This is a genomic window from Paenibacillus auburnensis, assembly GCF_927798115.1.
GTDB lineage: Bacteria > Bacillota > Bacilli > Paenibacillales > Paenibacillaceae > Paenibacillus_AQ > Paenibacillus_AQ auburnensis.
Genome location: NZ_CAKMMG010000001.1, coordinates 1,558,215 through 1,575,528 on the forward strand (window position 1 = coordinate 1,558,215; position 17,314 = coordinate 1,575,528).

Genomic DNA, 17,314 nt, shown 5'->3' on the forward strand with positions numbered 1-17,314 from the left:
CTTAATATACATCGCGCTGATAGCGCTGTTCTTGTTGCATGTTATCCAGATATGCTGCAGCGTCACTTGGGCTCAATCCGCCTTCTTCCTGAATAACGGTAACCAGTGCCGCATGGACATCATGGGCCATATGCTTCTCATCGCCGCACACATATACATGTGCGCCTTCCTTCAGCCAGGCATATAGCTCCTTGCTGTGCTCAAGGATACGGTGCTGTACATATACCTTCTCTTCCGTATCGCGGGAGAACGCCACATCCAGCTTGCTCAGCACACCGTCCTTCAGCATCCGCTGCCAATCTGTCTGGTAGAGGAAGTCGGTCACGAAATGGCGGTCGCCATAGAACAGCCAAGTCTTGCCGCCTGCCCCCTGCTCTTCCCGTTCCTCCAGGAAGGAGCGGAATGGTGCAACCCCTGTTCCCGGCCCGATCATAATCACCGGAACATCGGGATTTGCCGGAAGCTTGAAATTCGGATTACTCTGGATGTATACCGGCAGTGTATCGCCAGGCTGTACCCGTTCTGCACAGTGCACCGAGCAGACACCGTATCGTTCACGGCCATGGGATTCATAACGTACCGCCCGGACCGCAAAATGAACCTCATCCGGATTGGCGTTAAAGCTGCTGGCAATCGAATATAGTCTTGCAGGCAGCTTGCGCAAAATGGTTACAAAGCTGCGGGCGGGAACCTCCCAGGGTGCAAAATCAACAACCAGATCAAGCAGGTCACGGCCATGGATATAGGCCTTCAGTTCTGCCGTTGCCTCCGGAACGAGCAAAGCATGAAGTCCTGCAGCAGCGGTCAGCTTCGCCGCCTGTTCCAGCAGTGGTTTTGTCAGTACGGTGATTTCATAGTGGCGCAGCAGGGCTTCACGCAGCGTCCCCTCTTCACCTTTTTTATTTAATGGAACGGATTCGTCAGGATTCCACCCCATGGCGGCTATAATATCTGCCACCACCTGCGGGTGGTTCTCAGGGTAGACCCCAAGAGAATCGCCTGGTTCAAAGCTCAGATTGGAGCCGGCAAGCGACAGCTCCAGATGCCTTGTCTCGCGGTCGGAGCCGCGTCCGTTCAGATTCAGATTCTCCAGTACTTCTGCGTGGAAGGGATGATTGCGGGAGTATGGTGAAGCTGGTGCATCTGCTGTCTCCGCTGCCTCTACTGCTGCATCAGCGATGGCTGTCACATTCTGCGGGCCGTTTAGTGCGCTGATGACCTGTTCGAACCAATCTGCAACCGGCTCATCATAATCCAGATCGCAATCGACGCGCGGACATAGGCGCTGGCCGCCCAGCTCTTCCAGCCGCTGATCGAAGTCTTTACCGGTCTGGCAGAAGAATTCATAGGAGGTGTCGCCCAGAGCAAGTACCGAGTAACGCAGCGATTCCAGCTGAGGCGCTCTTTTGCTGTATAGGAATTCATGGAAGGCCCGGGCATTATCCGGCGGTTCACCTTCCCCATGGGTACTGGCCAGGATAAGCAGATTCTCGACTTTCTTGAGTGTATTTGTTTTGAAGGCGTTCATCGCCGCCACGGTCACCTGGAAACCTTGCTCCTCGAGCTTGCGGGACAGGCTGTTCGCCAACCGCTGGCAGTTTCCGGTCTGGGAGCCGAACAGAATGGTCACCTCACGGGATAATTGCGGTGCTGCCGCTGTAGAAGCAGCTGCATTCGAGGCTGCAGCAAGCACCGGCTGCTCACCGGCTGCCCGGACCAGGTCTGTAGTTCCCCGCAGGGACATTGCTGATAAATATCCGCCAAGCCAAATCTGCTGCGATTCCGTTAGTGTAGGCAGCAGCCGGTTCAGAAGTTCAACCTGGCTCTCGCTAAACGGGCTATTCGTAACTTGTAGTTGCACCAATATCGACCTCTCCTTAGCAAAAAAATCTTCTACTCTATTAACATCATGAACTCAGGCTAACATAATTATTAGAAACCTTCAACGAGTCGTCGGTTCACTAATATATCCCATTTGAGGTACATAATTCAATAAAACGCAAAAAAGCCGCTTAAATCATAGTAAATAACTCCGATTTAAGCAGCTTCATTACATTTAATGATAACTTGCATTAGATAAAATGATATAAAAATTTTGTTGCTGGCCCCTTTTTCAGAGGCACTTGCCTGGAAGGGGTTCAGTTTTGCTTGATTTGCTTTCTTTTGATCATGCTGCTCTTCACTTGCCCGAGAATCAGATGAATGACAAACAGGATCCCACCGGCATTAATCGCCAGATCGGCCAAATTGAGAATGCCCCCGCCCTTCCCGAATACGAGAAAGTCAGTAACCTGATGAAACAATACACGGTCAATCCCGTTGCCTACAGCCCCGCCTACCAGAAAACCGCTGGCCGCTTCCAGGAGCGGACCCCGCAGCTCTCCTTTATGCCGGTAATAGAAGACTGCTGCGACAAATCCTGCTGCGACAATGGCAAAATATTGCCCGTACCCCTGAAAGGAGCTGAAGGCTGCCCCGCTGTTCTCATAATACGAAAATACCAGATGCCCTTCCCAGAAAGGAACAATCTCCCCAAGCTGCATATTCGACCGCACAATCCACTTGGCAGCCTGGTCCGCCGCAACGACCAATACGGATATCAGATAAAATAGCAAAACCAGCGCCTCCCTGTATTCAGTGCATTTAATCCTGCTCCAGACTCCTGCTTCCTCCAGCTTATCACAGACCGGTGCCCGTTAGCATCATAGTCCTATTTCAGTGCTTCTGTATTTCCGCATAACAGGCGCTATGTTACATCCAAAAGCTTAGTGGTTAAACATTCTTAGATTACAAAGACCGACTGGAGGGGCTGCCGCATGGATTACGGACTTATAACAATCAAATTAATTGCAGGCTTTATCGGGCTGTGGGCGATGACACGTCTGCTCGGCAAAAAGGAAATATCCGCCCTGACGCCCTTTGACTTCATTTCGGCGGTAATTCTGGGTGATCTTGTTGGGGATACTATATATGAAAAAAAGTACTCCGTGCTCATGTTGGTTTTTACGCTGGCTGTCTGGACGTTATTGTCTGTTACTTTTGAAAAAATCACCCTCCATCTTCCCAAGCTCCGTAAACCGCTGGAGGGTGAACCTGAAGTCTTAATCCGTGACGGGAAGATCGATCTGGGTAAGCTGCGCAAAAACAATCTGGATTTCGAACAGCTGCGGATGATGCTGCGGTCCAAGGATACATTCTCTGTCAGCGAGGTTGCTTACGCGATTTATGAGACGAACGGCTCACTCAGCATTCTCAAAAAAGCGCAGTATGAACCGGCGACCCGCGAGGATCTGCTTGTGCCGGTTCCGGAATCCACCCTGCCGCTGAGCATTATCGAAGACGGTATTATACAGCGCCAGACCCTCAGCAAGCTGGGACAGGATGATGCCTGGCTGGACGGGGAGCTGCGCAAGCAGGGCTATAACGGACCGCAGTCCGTAGCCTACGCCGAAATCACTGAAGAAGGTGAACTAGCCATAATCTCTTCCGTCTCGCACTAAGATCCAGTGATGAATGGCAAAAAACAGAGCAGCGCCTCCCGAAAAGGGGGAGCGCTGCTCTGCTGTTTACATACTTTATTCTATCATCGCTTGCCGGGCTAATTACCAGGCGTAGGCTTCAGGAGCCGGACGGCCCGGTCCCGGGAAAATCTCGCCGAGCTTCTTTTGCGTCTCTTCGTCCAGAACAATCTCCGTCACCCGCAGCGAATCCTCGAACTGCTGCATCGTTCTCGGCCCGATAATCGGGGCCGTAACCGCCGGATTGGCCAGTACCCAGGCCAAAGCTACCTGATCCTCATGCTCGCCCAGCTCCTTGCAGAGGGCAGAGAACTGCTCCAGCTGGCTGCGGTGCTGCTCCAGCTTAGCCGAGCGGGCGCTGCGCACGCCAGTCTTGGCCAGCGCGTTACGGCCCAGCAGCCCACCGGCCAGCGGACTCCACGGAATTACGCCGAGGCCCAGCTCCTGCGAAGCAGGCAGTACTTCAAGCTCCGGCGTCCGTTCAAGCAGGTTGTATAAATGCTGCTCAGAGACCAGGCCAAGGAAATGGCGTGCTTTCGCCTGTGCCTGGGCGGCAGCAATATGCCAGCCGGCAAAGTTGCTGGAACCTATATAACCCGCTTTGCCCTGGGCCACAGCAATCTCAAAAGCGCCCCACAGCTCATCCCAAGATACATTACGGTCTACATGGTGCATTTGATAGAGCTCAACATGATCGGTCTGCAGGCGCTTTAGCGAGCCCTCAAGATGCCGTCTGATTTTGTAAGCAGATAAGCCGGAACCGGAATTAGGCCCGTCATGCTCATCGAACATATCGCCGTATACTTTGGTCGCAAGCACAACCTTCTCGCGCCGTCCGCCACCCTGCTTAAACCAGCGGCCGATGATTTCTTCTGTCCAGCCGCGGCGCTCCTGGCCTCCGTAGACATTAGCTGTATCAAAAAAGTTAATTCCCGCATCCAGCGCGGCATCCATAATCCGGAAAGCTTCCTTCTCTTCGGTTTCCGGGCCAAAATTCATCGTGCCGAGACAGAGCTGGCTGACCTTGAGGCCTGATTTACCCAAATAACTGTACTTCACACTGGTTTCCTCCCTTTAATCCCTGAATGGTTGTCCGCAATTCATTTTCACTATACCCCTTAGAGTCCACTATAAGGCAAGATTTTTTTCAGACTCACAAATGCCCGATATACGATAATCCCAAAAGAAAAGCCGCCTCAATCGGTAATCAAGATCACCTGAGGAACGGCTGTTTGTAGGTTTAGTCTCATCTGTTATCCTAATCAGGTACCGCAAAAAGTCCGGTAAGGGCTCGAGCAGCTCTCAGGCAGTAGCGTGTACTCCTCCTGTTCTGGAGTGTACGCATAAGGGTTCGAAAGAACACCAAGAAGCCGCTCCATTACACTGTAGTCTTCCCGTTCTACCGCAGCCTCCAGGGCCTCTTCTACCCGGTGGTTCCGCGGGATCAGCGCTGGATTGCTGCTGCGCATCAGCAGACGGGAGGACGCTTGAGATTCTTCCTGTCTGCCCAGCCTCGCCTCCCATAACTCCTTCCACTTCGAAAAATCCTCATTCCCGAACAGAACCGTATCTTCCGGTCTGCCCAAAGTTAAGGCACGGAAGGTATTGGTGTAGTCTGCCCGGTTCTTCTGCATCATCCCGAGAAGTCCGTCAATAAGTGATTCGTCCTGCTGTTCTTCGTTAAAGATACCCAGCTTCGCCCTCATTCCAGTGAGCCAATTCCGGTGAACCCTCTCAGAGAAATCTGAAATGGCATCCTCGGCCAGTTTGACAGCCTGCTGCTCATTGTCATGAAGCAGCGGCAGAAGCGTCTCGGCAAATCTTGCGAGATTCCAAGCGGCAATACGTGGCTGATTGCCATAAGCATAGCGGCCCTGAAGGTCAATGGAACTAAATACCGTCTCCGGATCATAGGTGTCCAAAAAGGCGCATGGGCCATAATCAATGGTTTCTCCGCTGAGGGCCATGTTGTCGGTATTCATCACCCCGTGCACAAAGCCGACGAGCTGCCATTTGGCAATCAGCTCAGCCTGACGGTTAATCACTTCCTGAAGCAGGGTGAGATAACGGTTCACTCCACCCTCAGCTTCCGGGTAATGCCGTTGTAATGTGTAATCAGCCAGGGCTTGGAGATCTTGAGTATTCCCTCTTGCGGCAGCGTATTGAAAGGTACCGACACGCAGATGACTGGCAGCCACACGGGTAAGAACCGCTCCTGGCTGCTCGTTTTCCCGGATTATTGACTCACCGGTTGTGACTACCGCCAAACTGCGGGTCGTTGGAATGCCAAGCGCATGCATGGCTTCGCTGATGATGTATTCGCGGAGCATCGGCCCCAGCGCCGCCCGGCCATCCCCCCTCCGGCTGAAGGGAGTCCTGCCTGAGCCTTTGAGCTGAATGTCAACGCGTATGCCCGGTGGAGTGATCTGTTCCCCGATCAATACTGCCCGTCCGTCTCCTAACATGGTAAAATGCCCGAATTGATGCCCTGCATAAGCCTGGGCAAGAGGCACCGCTCCTTCAGGTACCTCATTGCCTGCAAGAACTGCAACACCGTCATTGCTTCGCAGCGCTGGATGGTTCAATCCTAAAGTTGCCGCTAACGGATCATTGAGAATAATCAGCTTTGGCAAGCGGACTGGGGTTGGCTTGAGCTTTGAATAGAATGATTCCGGCAGGCTGGCATAGCTAATTTCTAAGTTCCACCCTGCATCCCTTATTTCTATTTTCTCCGTCATAAGGTCTCCTTTATTTTTGAAACATGTTTTTCCTTTTAGTGTATACTTCTGCTCATTTATTATCCTCTTACCGCTTAATGCCACGGGTTTGATACTTGAATACGCACCTTTAACATCTTTAACCAATAATTAACTTGTTCCAATCTATCATTTGGATATATTCCTATCCCATAAAAAAACAAGCCCTGAAAACAGGACTTGTTGGTATAAGGCCATCGTTATTCTCCGTTATCCCAAGGACTGCTATCCGGGAAAAGCACTTCTCCGCTTCGCTGTCTAATTCCCACTATTTCCTGCAGAGTTCCCGTCAGCTCTCCGGGAGGATAAGGCTTGGTTAAATATTTCTGGACATTGTCCAGCATATTCTTGTCCGTCTTGTCGAGAGCAGAGGAAATAATAATCGGGACATGCTCTGTACGAGCGTCATCCTTCAGCATACGGATCAGATCCCAACCGTCCAGCTCTTCCCCCAGCATCAGGTCTACAACGATTGCCACAAAGGGTGTCTTCAGCGCCTGTTCAAAGGCCTCCTGCGGATGGTAATGATGAGTTACACGGAAGCCCTTGCCCTTCAGCTCCTCAGACAGCAGCAGTGACAGGCTGTAATCATCCTCTACAATCATTACGTTCGGTTTCTGCTCCTTGTCGGCACTCAATTTAATGGGCTCATCCTCATGCCGGTTGCCTGAAGCATTGCGAAGTGGAAGACTGAACCAGACCGTTGAGCCTTCGCCTTCTTCCGACTCAATGCCAATTGAGCCTTTCTGCTTCTCAATAATCTCTTTACAGATAGCAAGTCCGAGTCCTGTTCCGCCGATCCGTTTGGAGGCGCTGTTGTCGACTCTTCTGAATTTCTGGAACAGCTGGCCGATCTGATTGTTGGGAATGCCCAGCCCGTGATCCTGAATCTCCACAACAATCCGCTCGGGTTCATTATGCAGCATTACCTTGATCTCGCTGGCGCCCGGCGAGAATTTGATGGCATTACTGAGCAGATTCGTCAGTACCTGGACGATCTTATCTCTATCCACCTCAACCTCGGCATTCTGCGCTTCATCTTCCAGCAGAATATGATGCGTACCGCTAAGCTTGTATTGGTCTATCACTCCGAGGACAAGCTCACTAAGGTTCAGCGGCTCCGGATTATACTGCTGGGTTCCTGATTCCATACGCTGCAGATCAAGGAAATCATTGATCAGTTCGGTCAGACGCTGAGCTTCCCGGTGGATGGTCTCCAGATATTTCAGCTGCTTCTCCGGCTTCATCGTTTTGGACAGCAGCAGCTCTGTGAAGCCGAGGACGCTCGACAACGGCGTGCGCAGCTCATGGCTGACCGTGCTGACCAGATCCGACTTCATCAGATCCAGCTCATATTCGCGGGTGATGTCGCGGTGGACGAACAACGTCCCAAAGCGGGTCTCCCGCCGGTATACCGGTATAGCGTACATGTCGATATGCTTCAGCGATTCTTTGCCTAGCGAATACTTCATGGAGCTGGATTCAATGAAATGCTCGGACATTGCCTTCTGGTAGAACAGCTCCAGCTCATCCGATTCATTGGCTGTATGGATAAAATGCCCGCTCCAGCGTTCTTTTGGAATAAGATCACCTGCGGACCACTCATTATAGCCGAACATCTGGGCTAAGACCTGATTCATATGCAGCATGCTGCCGTCCATTTGCACAAATTGGATGCCTTCATTGACGTTGTTGACAATATCCTGGTTCAGTCTGCGGCCGTATTCAATTTCCTCGTACATGAACAGTCTTTCTATGGCCAGCGCCACACGGTTCATCATACCTTGGATTTCATTAATCTCGTCTTCACTGAAGGAATGCCCGATCCGGGTGCCGCAGAATACAGCGAGGACATCATCTTGCGCATTCACAACTGTCGAGTAAAAGTCATACGAATCGGTACCTTCAGGTGCAATTCCCTGCTCTCTTAACGTAGAAGGCCGCTTGGTGATATAGGATTTCTCCGTCCGCATGCGGTGCAGCATATTGCCGCTTTCACTGCCCAGATAACGCTCAACATTCTCCTGCGGCACACCTTTGACCACGGTGATGTTGTCTTTGACAAGCAGAAAGAGACTGGAGTCAAAGGCATACTGCTTATTCATGAATTCGATGAATTTTTCGGCAAAATCCTGTTTGTCCAGCGTATAAGTGATGTCATGATTCAGCTGGTTGCTGCGTTCCAGCATGATTTTGGTCTGCTCTGTATTTTTGAGTGTCTCCGCCAGCTCCTGCTGTACATTCTTCATAGAGGTAATATTGTTGGCAATCAGGATATACTGGTAAATCTCCCCGTCATCATTCAGATAAGGCATAATGGTCATGTGCAGCCAGACCGGAGTACCGTTCTTCATGTTCATCCGGACTTCATTGCTCCACACCCCGCCGGTGCTCAGCTTGCGGATGATCTGCTGTTTCTGAGCGTCCGCGAGATTCTCTACGTCAAGCAATCGGAAGGTTGAGCCGGTCAGCTCTGCATTCTTATAGCCTGTATATTCACTCAGGTTCTCGTTGGCGTAGGTGAAGATCCCCTTCTGCGAGAGGATGGCAACTGCTGAAGACTGGTCCAGCGCCTTCATCATGTTCTCTATTTCACTTAGTGAACGTTCAAGCTTGAACTGCTGATCCTGAAGCTCGTCCTGCTGGGCAAGCAGCTCTTCATTCTGCATCATCAGTTCTTCTTCTTTATCCTGTATACTGTGGGCCATGTTGAGGAAGGCCTCGTAGAGACGGCCGATTTCATCCTGCTTATGCAGCTTGCTCAGCAGCACAGCTTCCCCTGCGGCCAGCGAGTTCGTAGCTTGTTCAAGCTGAACGATCGGATCAATCACAATTTTGAGAATCCGCCAGATCATCAGCGTGAAAAGCAGCAGCAACGCCGTACTAAGGAGAAAAGCCAGAATCGTAAAATCATTCGCCTGTTTCAGGGATTGGTCGACCATATCGCTCAATTGCTGATTAGAGCGTGTCTCATAATTCTTCGTATACGCCAGAAAATCATTAACGGCCTGCGTGTTTCCGTCTTTGGCCAGTGCACGCAGCCCGGTGTAATTATCCTGCTTGACAAAGGCGATGGCTTTGGGAAGTGTCACCTTCTGATACTGATCCAAATACACTTCAAGAGCTTCTTCGAAATCCGCTTCTTCCGGTGAAAGTTTCAGTTTGGAGTAGGCCTGGAGAACAGTTCCCAGCTTATCCAGCGCCTCATAGGCCAGCTGCAGTTCATGGTCGCTTTTGAGCAGAGAATATCCTCTGACACGGAAGAATACCTCATTCAGCGTAGCAGCCATTTCATTGATGGTTCCGGCCTTATGCTGCAGCACTTCCTGATTATGGTTCAGCCGCTCTTGCTCTGAATTGATGTAGAGATACAAGCCGGCCCCCGTCAATATCACCAGTATGATTAAGCCTGCAATAATACGGGAATATTTTTTTTTGATGCTCATGTTACTGAGGCTTCTTCTTATCACTGAGAATGCCCTCCACAATCTGCAGAAGCTCCATGGGGCTAAACGGCTTCGGCATAAAATAACGGGCTCCGGCTTCTCTTGCTCTGTTCCGGTCGGCATCCTGCGCTTTGGCAGTAAGCATTAAAATAGGTGTTGCAGCCTTCATCTCTTCATCCATTAAGCCCAGTACTTCAATTCCCGTCAATTCCGGCATCATGTAATCCAGTATCACCAGATCGAACCTGTTACGGGACAGCTTCATCATCGCCTCACGCCCGTTCTCAGCGGTATGTAGCTCGACTTCCTCCAGATCCTCCAGTGTATCTTCAATCAGCATACGTAAAACATCTTCATCATCGACAATCAATACTTTTTGCATCTTTCTCACCTTTCAAAATGCACCGCGGTTGCTGTACCTTTTAGAATAAAAATCTGTGTGCCAGCCGTTCAACCCTTGTCAGCATTTCCGGCAAATGAAACGGCTTTACTATATAATCATCGGCACCAAGCTGCAGTGCGTGAATAATATCCTGCTGATTATTTCGGCCGGTAAGCATAATTACGAGTATATTCACTTCCGGATACCTGCTGCGGAGCTGCTTCAGCACTTCCAGTCCATCCAGCTCAGGCATGATTCCGTCCAGGAGAATGATAAATTTATCTTCGGGTGAATACCATTCCGATTGCAAGAACTGTGCTCCGTTTTCGAAGCTGCTTACCTCCATCTTGAGATTATTCGCCGGCTCCCATTCCCTGAACTGCTGGACGACAATCCTGCGGATCAGCGCATCGTCATCGACAACGATCACCTTAAGCACCTGCTCCACTTTACCAGCCGGGAGATACTCGTTATAGAGTGTTGTCTGGTTTCTTCCGGCATGCTTGCTGGCATACAGGGCCTGGTCCGCATCCTCAATCAGCTCCTCCGGATCATCCCGCCGGGCCCTGATCTCCGTGATTCCCCCTGAGAAGGTCACACGGAACTGCTGTTGCTTAGCCCAGAAATCCATGGCTGCGAACTGACTCTGGATACGTTCAATAACAAGGAGCGCGGAAGCCGCATCCGTATTAGGCATGAACAGGGCAAACTCTTCCCCGCCGTAGCGGCAGAAGGTATCTTCGACACGGATGGAGCTGCGCACCAGCTCAGAAAAAGCCTGCAGCACCTCATCCCCGACCAGATGGCCGTAAGTATCATTTATTTGTTTGAAATAATCCAGGTCGAGCAGCGCCAGTGAAAAAATCCGTTCGGTTCTTCTAAAATCAGATACCAGCTGCTTCATCGTCTGATTAAAATATCTGCGGTTATAGGCGCCGGTCAGCTCATCGATTATAATCGATTTCTGCCACTCCTTCTTCAGCTCAAAGCGGTTCTTGATCAGAACCAGAAACAGGTCGATGTCCACCGGCTTCGGCATGTAATCCATCACACCCAATGAATACGCGTACAATTGGAGATCCTTGGAATGCTCCCCGCTCATGATAATAATCGGGATACGCTCTTTTTTGGCTTTTCCGATAATCTGGTGAAGGACATCAATTCCGCTCTGATCAGGCAGCAGAATATCCAGCAGAATCATATCTGGCCTGCTCTCATAAAACAGCTTCAGCCCGCGCTCCGCCGACATCGCGATATTTACATAATAAGATTGCTGCTCCAGGGATTCCCGCAAAAAAGCCACTAGCTCCACATCGTCATCCACAAGCAGAATTTCATACTTCTGCTGCTTGGAGCCGGTAGAGAGGCTGATTTCCAGCACAGGGTCGGGCACGCTTCCGGAGGTTTCCTCTCCGCTAAACAGGTCCAGTACAGGGTGTAAAACCTCGCGCCATTCCGCCTCCATCCAGACTTTATCACTATGATCCGAGAAATAGAGCAGCGTACTGCTGGCAAACCTCTCTACCCGGTCCAGACCAACGGTTCCCGCAGTTCCTTTTAGATTATGCAGAAAACGGTAGATCTCCCGTTCCCCGACATACTGCTGCCCCGACCATTTATCCAAAGTCTCTCTAGTCCGCTGCTCGACTAGCGCTTTATATTTTCTAGTTGTCATGTTTACTCCTTAAACAAATATATCAATCTATAAGTTCATCCTATTTTTCACATTCAGTCAACTTATTCTAATGAATATGGGCTTCAAGATCAAATATATAATCAGACTGACAAAAAACCTTTGGTTGCCGCCTGTGTCATCATTTGCAATAATGATTGAAACGGTTCATTCCGTTAATGCGGCGGATGAACAAAGAATAGACAAATAGGAGGCTTTTTCATTGAAGGGGATTATAACTGTACTGGGAAAAGACAAAGTAGGAATTATTGCCAAAGTCTGTACATACCTTGCCGAACACAATCTGAACATTCTTGATATCTCTCAGACGATTGTGCAGGACTATTTTAACATGATGATGATTGTAGATATTTCAGCGCCAAGCAAGTCCTTTGAGGAAATTGTCCTTGATCTGCAGCATGTAGGCGAAGATATCGGCGTAGAAATCAAACTTCAGCATGAAGATATCTTCAATATTATGCACCGCATTTAGCAGCGAAAGGATGAGCGAACAATGATTTCACGTGGTGAAGTACAGGAAACCAATCAAATGATCTCTGAAATGAATCTGGATGTCCGCACGATAACGATGGGTATTAGTCTGATGGACTGCGCCCATACCGATCTGCGGGTGTTTAACCAGAATGTATATGATAAAATTACCCGTTCCGCCGAGAAGCTGGTGAAGACCGGAGAAGAGCTGGAGCGTCAATTCGGTGTACCGATTGTCAACAAACGGATTTCCGTCACCCCGATCTCGATTGCGGCCGGTGCTGTTCATACGGATTCTTATGTGCCTGTTGCGCAAATTCTGGACAAGGCAGCGAAAGAGGTTGGTGTTAACTTTATCGGCGGATTCTCCGCTCTTGTGCAGAAAGGCTGCACCAAAGGCGACCGGATTCTGATAGACAGCATCCCTGAAGCCCTGGCTGTGACCGAGCGTGTCTGCTCCTCTGTGAATGTCGGCTCTTCGCGCAGCGGAATTAACATGGATGCCGTGAAGCTGATGGGCGACATCATTATCCAGACTGCGGAGCGCACCAAAGACCGCGATTCCATCGGCTGCGCCAAGCTGGTTGTCTTCTGTAACGCGGTGGAGGACAATCCCTTCATGGCCGGAGCCTTCCACGGTGTAGGCGAGCGTGAACTCGTCATTAACGTTGGCGTCAGCGGTCCGGGTGTCATCAAGCGTGCGCTCGAGGAAGTGAAAGGCCAGGACTTCGAGACACTCTGCGAGACGATCAAACGGACCGCCTTCAAAGTTACCCGTGTCGGCCAGCTGGTTGCCCAGGAAGCCTCCAAGCGGCTGGGTGTGCCGTTCGGCATCATTGATCTGTCCCTCGCCCCGACTCCGCTGATCGGAGACTCGATCGCCGAGATTTTCCAGGTCATGGGCCTGGAGGAAGCCGGAGCTCCCGGAACTACGGCAGCACTGGCCATTCTCAACGACAATGTTAAAAAAGGCGGCGTCATGGCCTCCTCCTATGTCGGCGGACTCAGCGGTGCCTTCATTCCAGTCAGCGAAGACCACGGGATGATTCAGGCGGTACAGCGCGGCGCGCTGACCTTAGAGAAGCTGGAAGCAATGACCTGTGTCTGCTCGGTCGGACTCGACATGATCGCCATTCCGGGCAGCACCAGCAAAGAGACCATCTCCGGCATTATCGCAGATGAAGCTGCGATTGGTATGGTCAACAACAAAACGACTGCTGTCCGCGTCATTCCGGTAATCGGCAAGGAAGTCGGCGAGATGGTCGAATTCGGCGGCCTGCTCGGCTATGCGCCTGTGATGGCCGTGAATCCGTTCAACTGTGCCGGGTTCGTGAACCGCGGCGGACGGATTCCCGCACCGATCCACAGCTTTAAGAATTAAGTTTACACAAAAGCGCCGCCCACCTGATCTCAGGTGGGCGGCGCTTTTGCGTACGTCTTAATCGGCTACTGGTCGGCAGAAGGCCCAACATGGCTCAGCTTCTCCGGTCCCATGATCAGGTAAACGCTCTGAATCTGCTCCCCGCTGCGGCTCAAGGCCAGGCATAGTACCGCCTTAACCTCGCCTTGATCTCTGTAGACCAGATTTGCTTCGCCGTTAATAAGTTCGATGGAGGAAGTCCAGCTGCGCATCCGGGCCAGCACTCTGCGCGAGGTGAGCAGTGCCAGTACGCCCTTGCGGCCCACCATCGGCCGGAGGATCGTATGTACTTCCCGTCCTCCTCCATCAGCAACGAGTACAGCTTGCTCTGTCAGGAGAGCCAGCATCCCGTTCACATCATGCGCGGCAAAGGCGGCGGTGAACTGCTGAAGCATTCCCGTACGAACCTGCTCCGGTGCAGGAGACATCGCTTCACCAGCCGGATCAGCCTGAAGCGTCCGCTTCACACGGCTGAAAATTTGCCGGCAGTTGCTCTCCGTTTTGCCGACCATCCCGGCAATCGCTTCATATTCGTATTGGTAAGCCTCCCGGAGCACAAACACCGCCCGTTCGACAGGTGACAGCTTCTCCATCAGTACGAGGAATGCCATGGAAAGGGTGTCCTTGCGCTCAGCCACCGCTTCGGGTCCGTCATACAGCTCGCTCACCGGCTCGGGCAGCCATTCGCCGATATAGGTCTCCCTGCGGCTGTATGCGGAATTCAGCAGATTCAGGCAGCGGTTGGTAATGCTTTTGGCCACATAAGCCTTGATGTTATCAATACTAGTGAGGTCACGCCGCTGCAAGTCGGCAAAGCAGTCCTGAACCACATCCTCCGCGTCCGCCACTGTACCTAGCATCCGGTAAGCAATGGAAAAGGCGTACCTTCTGTAGTTAAGGTATAATTCCGCAAGCTCCGCCGACTGCGCGGTTTCCGCTTTACTGTTCCGAGCATTCAACACCATGCTGCCCCTCCCTTGTACCGTTTGTTACATCGATACCCCCGGATACATGCCTGTGGAGATCGCGATCCGGTTCCAGTTGTTAATTGTATTGATACTCAGGATCCAGTCGACGAATTCCTCTTCGCTAACATATTCGCGGACATTATCATAGACTGCCTGCGGCACCCCGCCCTGGCTGATAAGGGTTACAGACTCAGCAAGCTCAAGAAGCGCTCTTTCCTTGCCACTGAATACCGGAGCTTCCCGCCATACGCTGACCAGCACCAGCTTTTCCTGGTAATCCCCAAGCTTCAGCAGATCCTTGGCATGCATATCCAGACAAAAAGCGCAGCCGTTGATCTGCGATACCCGTATTTTAACCAGCTCGGCGAGTACCTTGTCCAGTCCCCTGCCTGCATTATGCTGCTCTGCTGCCATCATTGCCCGGAACGCGGGAGCGTTTACCTGTCTGTAATTCAATCTCAAACTCATTATTGATCGCCTCCATGATTTAGGTTCAATAGTAGAGACAATACAGGGATTGCTTTTGTGACAATTACCTTTAACAAACGTTACAGCCAGTCTTAAGCCTCTGCCCGCTTGCTCTTTCTGATCGTGATCAGACGCCAGCCCGTCAGCAGTGCGGAGACCAGACAAATGACCGAAGAAGTCATAAAGACGACATGCATACCCGAGAGGAAAATATCTGGACGCCCCGGAACGAGACCGGTTACCCGGTGTCCTGCCTTGCTGCTCATCACGTTGAACAGAATAGATGTGGCAATCGTGATTCCGACGACCATCCCCACATTACGGACAAGTGAATTGACACTGCCGGCGGAACCGAGCTGTGTGCGCGGCACCTTGCTCATAATCAAGGAATTGTTCGGAGACTGGAACAGCCCGCTGCCGACCCCGAGCATCGCGATCCACAGTCCGACGAGAATAACGGAGCTTCCATCATGCAGCCGGGCCAGCCCGAACTGGGCAATAACCATCACTAGGAGCCCGGCGAAGGTTAACAACTCGGAGCCGATCTTATCCGACAAAGCCCCGCTGAGCGGTGCGATGACAACCATCGAAATCGGAAAGAGCATCAGCAGAAATCCGGCATAGAACGGCGACAGGCCCAGCATATTCTGCGCATAGAAGGGCGAGATAATATTGAAGCAGAAGTTGGCCACAAATACGAGAAAGGCACAGAGAATGCTGAGTGAAAATAAGGAGTTCTTAAACAAGGACAGCTGCAGCAGCGGTGCCTCACTGCGGAGTTCCACGACAATAAAAGCAATGAACGAGGCGGCGGCAGCGATAAGCGCAGTGACGATCTTGCTGTCACCATACCCAAGCTGCTGTCCCAGCAGCAGTCCGGCAAACAGTGTAATGATAAAGAACGCAAACAGCAGACTGCCCGGCAGATCAATCCGTGATTTCACCCGGACCAGATCCTTCGGCAGAACCTTCATTCCGAGTGCGAAGGCAATCAGGCCAATCGGCACATTCACCCAGAAAATATATTCCCAGCCCAGGGTGGATACAATAATTCCGCCAAGGCTAGGTCCGGCTATACTGCCCAGAGACACAAAGGTCCCGATCAGGCCAAGCGCCTTACCGCGTTCGGTAGCCGGAAAAATATCCGTCACAATTCCCTGGCTGTTCGCCATGGTCATCGAAGCACCAATGGCCTGAACGACACGTGAGGCAATAAGAAACGGAAGACTTGTGCTCCATCCGCAGAGCAGAGAGCCGAGGATGAAAATCACTGTCCCGATTCTAAACACACGGATCTTGCCGACCATATCCCCCAGCTTACCAAAAAACAGAATAACCGAACAAATCGCCATCAGATATCCTGTAGTGACCCATTCGACCTGAGCAACCGGCAGATTCAGCTGCTTCACTAGCACCGGCAGGGCAATATTGACAATACTTCCGTCCAGGGTAGACATAAAAGTAAACAAATTTAGAACAATCAGAATTATCCAGCGCTTCTTCTGAACCGCTGCATCCTCCTGATAGGTTGCACTTATTGCACTCATGAAAGGACACCTTCTTGAATCGAATTTCAGAACTAGTTGCGTGCGCAACAATCTGCATTTCCCAGTGTACAGCAAATTAGTTGCGTGCGCAACAACTTTACGGTAAGCTTTTAAAGAGAGTACTAACAGCAGTGCATGAATCTAAAGAGGTGTCTGTATTGAGAAAAGAACCGATCGGCAAGCTGGTTGCCTATCTTCACCGCCAGAATACAAAAATATTGAGCAAAGAACTTGCACCTTACGGGCTTGGCAGCGGCGGACAACACAGTTTTCTGAAGCTGATTCTCGGCCATCCGGGCATTACCCAGGACCAAATGACCAATGAAATGAAATTCGATAAGGCGACAACAGCCCGTTCCGTGAAGCATCTGGAGCAACTGGGATATATTGAACGGCGGACCGATCCGAAAGACCGGCGTTCTTCTCTTTTGTATCCTACAGCCAAAGCCGTGGACTTTGCTCCCGTCTTTCAATCCATTCTTGATGAGCATAACCGCAAGCTGACTGCCAATCTGACGGAGGAGGAAGCTGACACACTGGTGGCTTTGCTTCATAAGGTTACCCGTACTTCCGAAAGCTTATGATAGGCACTGTCTAATGAGCCACCTTACTGTATCCACATAAAAAAGGCCCTTACCTGTAAAT

Annotated in this window: 14 protein-coding genes; 4 read left to right on the plus strand and 10 right to left on the minus strand. The window is 51.1% G+C overall.

Annotated elements, in window-relative coordinates; all coding sequences use genetic code 11:
* Position 1: 1 nt before the first annotated feature.
* Positions 2-1,861 carry an assimilatory sulfite reductase (NADPH) flavoprotein subunit gene (locus tag L6H70_RS07235; RefSeq protein ID WP_236333188.1) on the minus strand — a complete coding sequence of 620 codons (1,860 nt, stop codon included), beginning with the start codon at positions 1,859-1,861 and terminating at the stop codon, positions 2-4.
* A gap of 277 nt (positions 1,862-2,138) precedes the next feature.
* A complete protein-coding gene (gene lspA, locus L6H70_RS07240) occupies positions 2,139-2,615 on the minus strand; it encodes a signal peptidase II (protein WP_236331401.1) in 477 nt (158 codons plus the stop codon).
* A 201-nt stretch (positions 2,616-2,816) separates the two neighbouring features.
* Between lspA and L6H70_RS07245 the strand changes: the two genes are divergently transcribed.
* Positions 2,817-3,500, plus strand: coding sequence for a DUF421 domain-containing protein (locus tag L6H70_RS07245; protein ID WP_236331403.1), 684 nt, complete (start codon positions 2,817-2,819; stop codon positions 3,498-3,500).
* A gap of 102 nt (positions 3,501-3,602) precedes the next feature.
* Here L6H70_RS07245 and L6H70_RS07250 read toward each other — a convergent pair whose 3' ends face one another.
* The 5 genes from L6H70_RS07250 to L6H70_RS07270 all read right to left on the minus strand — a co-directional run bounded on the left by L6H70_RS07250 (position 3,603) and on the right by L6H70_RS07270 (position 11,777).
* Positions 3,603-4,577: an aldo/keto reductase gene (locus L6H70_RS07250; RefSeq protein ID WP_236331405.1), complete on the minus strand. Its 975-nt coding sequence runs from the start codon at positions 4,575-4,577 to the stop codon at positions 3,603-3,605.
* A 203-nt stretch (positions 4,578-4,780) separates the two neighbouring features.
* On the minus strand, positions 4,781-6,256 hold the full coding sequence (locus tag L6H70_RS07255; protein ID WP_236331407.1) for a protein adenylyltransferase SelO: 1,476 nt from the start codon (positions 6,254-6,256) through the stop codon (positions 4,781-4,783).
* A 218-nt stretch (positions 6,257-6,474) separates the two neighbouring features.
* Positions 6,475-9,720 (minus strand): ATP-binding protein, encoded by a 3,246-nt coding sequence (locus tag L6H70_RS07260; protein ID WP_236331409.1) that lies wholly within the window; start codon positions 9,718-9,720, stop codon positions 6,475-6,477.
* A gap of 1 nt (position 9,721) precedes the next feature.
* Positions 9,722-10,102, minus strand: a complete 381-nt coding sequence (locus tag L6H70_RS07265; RefSeq protein WP_236331412.1) for a response regulator — start codon at positions 10,100-10,102, stop codon at positions 9,722-9,724.
* A gap of 40 nt (positions 10,103-10,142) precedes the next feature.
* The gene (locus L6H70_RS07270; RefSeq protein WP_236331414.1) at positions 10,143-11,777 is read right to left on the minus strand and encodes a GGDEF domain-containing response regulator; all 1,635 of its coding nucleotides are present in this window, start codon (positions 11,775-11,777) and stop codon (positions 10,143-10,145) included.
* 220 nt (positions 11,778-11,997) lie between these two features.
* Between L6H70_RS07270 and L6H70_RS07275 the strand changes: the two genes are divergently transcribed.
* Entirely contained in the window at positions 11,998-12,267 is a 270-nt protein-coding gene (locus L6H70_RS07275; RefSeq protein WP_054941253.1) for an ACT domain-containing protein, read from the plus strand.
* Positions 12,268-12,291: 24 nt separating this feature from the next.
* A complete protein-coding gene (locus L6H70_RS07280) occupies positions 12,292-13,647 on the plus strand; it encodes a PFL family protein (protein WP_253074185.1) in 1,356 nt (451 codons plus the stop codon).
* A 65-nt stretch (positions 13,648-13,712) separates the two neighbouring features.
* Here L6H70_RS07280 and L6H70_RS07285 read toward each other — a convergent pair whose 3' ends face one another.
* The 3 genes from L6H70_RS07285 to L6H70_RS07295 form a co-directional block, all read right to left on the minus strand.
* Complete coding sequence (locus L6H70_RS07285; protein WP_236331418.1) at positions 13,713-14,651, minus strand: sigma-70 family RNA polymerase sigma factor; 939 nt, start codon at positions 14,649-14,651, stop codon at positions 13,713-13,715.
* Positions 14,652-14,675: 24 nt separating this feature from the next.
* Entirely contained in the window at positions 14,676-15,122 is a 447-nt protein-coding gene (locus L6H70_RS07290) for a carboxymuconolactone decarboxylase family protein (RefSeq protein ID WP_236331420.1), read from the minus strand.
* 92 nt (positions 15,123-15,214) lie between these two features.
* The gene (locus L6H70_RS07295) at positions 15,215-16,669 is read right to left on the minus strand and encodes an MFS transporter (protein ID WP_236331422.1); all 1,455 of its coding nucleotides are present in this window, start codon (positions 16,667-16,669) and stop codon (positions 15,215-15,217) included.
* 158 nt (positions 16,670-16,827) lie between these two features.
* On the opposite strand from L6H70_RS07295, the gene L6H70_RS07300 reads away from it, so the two are divergent.
* Positions 16,828-17,253 carry a MarR family winged helix-turn-helix transcriptional regulator gene (locus L6H70_RS07300; protein WP_054941258.1) on the plus strand — a complete coding sequence of 142 codons (426 nt, stop codon included), beginning with the start codon at positions 16,828-16,830 and terminating at the stop codon, positions 17,251-17,253.
* Positions 17,254-17,314: the final 61 nt, after the last annotated feature.